At 44.6% G+C, this 493-nt stretch carries 1 protein-coding gene; it reads right to left on the minus strand.

Features of this window, described 5'->3' with window-relative positions; translation table 11 throughout:
• Nucleotides 1-493, minus strand: a 493-nt coding sequence (locus tag RH89_RS30165) for an IS110 family transposase (protein ID WP_004404558.1), incomplete at both ends; no start/stop codon positions are given.

Below are 493 nucleotides of genomic sequence, written 5' to 3' on the forward strand. Positions count from 1 at the left end.
CGTATAAGTCGCTTTGAAAACAGGGTTACACTGCATAGCAGACATCATCGCCATATACAGAACGGTTCGAACTTGTGCCCTTCCTCCTTGAATCACCCGCTTGCCTTTGTAACGCCCACTTTCTCGAGTAATAGGTGCAACACCAATGAGGGAGGCCGCTTGTTTGTTGGTGATGTAACCCAGTTCGGGGACGTTGCTGATGATTGATGCAGCTGCGATGTTTCCAATGCCAGGAACACTTTGCAGGATATCGTTTTTGGTCTGATAGTCTGGACATGATTCGATGAGTTTAACCAGCTTATCCTCGATGTTTGAAATCTGTTTTTTCATGGCAGTTAGCATTGGCTTGATGGTCGAATGCAGAGATTTTGGCAATACTTGAATGCGATTTTTCTCCATGGTCTGCATAGAGAGTAGCTGATTGCGACGTATGACTAAGTCACTCATCAATCGAATGTTTTCTGCTTTTATGATGGAGATGTCGGGCTTGATA

This window comes from Vibrio nigripulchritudo ATCC 27043 (assembly GCF_000222685.1).
GTDB lineage: Bacteria > Pseudomonadota > Gammaproteobacteria > Enterobacterales > Vibrionaceae > Vibrio > Vibrio nigripulchritudo.